This is a genomic window from Pseudomonas juntendi (assembly GCF_009932375.1).
Classification (GTDB): Bacteria; Pseudomonadota; Gammaproteobacteria; order Pseudomonadales; family Pseudomonadaceae; genus Aquipseudomonas; species Aquipseudomonas juntendi.
Map to the genome: position 1 here is coordinate 1 of NZ_BLJG01000315.1, position 381 is coordinate 381.

Annotated in this window: 1 pseudogene; it reads right to left on the reverse strand. The window is 66.4% G+C overall.

What is annotated here, in order from left to right:
- Positions 1-208: 208 nt before the first annotated feature.
- Positions 209-381: pseudogene (locus GYA94_RS28375) on the reverse strand (EamA family transporter); the annotation flags it as partial.

Sequence of the window (381 nt, forward strand, 5' to 3'; positions counted from 1 at the left end):
GTCACAGGCGTAATTGGCCCGAAACAAACGTAGGAGCGAGCGCAGCTCGCGATTGCGCCGCGCGGGCGGCGCTCGATCTCACAGGCGCTGAAGATGCTCCGGCTACCCTTGCCAGGAACCATAGAATCTCCCACAGGGTGCGCAATGCGCAGGCCTGAGGTAACCCCTGTGGGAGCTGGCTTGCCAGCGATGGGGCCAGTACAGGCGATCAAGGGACCTGGGCCAACCGCGCCCTGCGGGCACGCCAGCCGGCCACCAGCGATGGCCCCAACGCCACCAGGGCCGAGCCGAACACCACCGTCACCGCCCCCACATAGCCCAGCGCATTGATGTCTTCAGCGTGCACATAGTCAGGCCATACCAGCGCCGCCAGCGCCACTG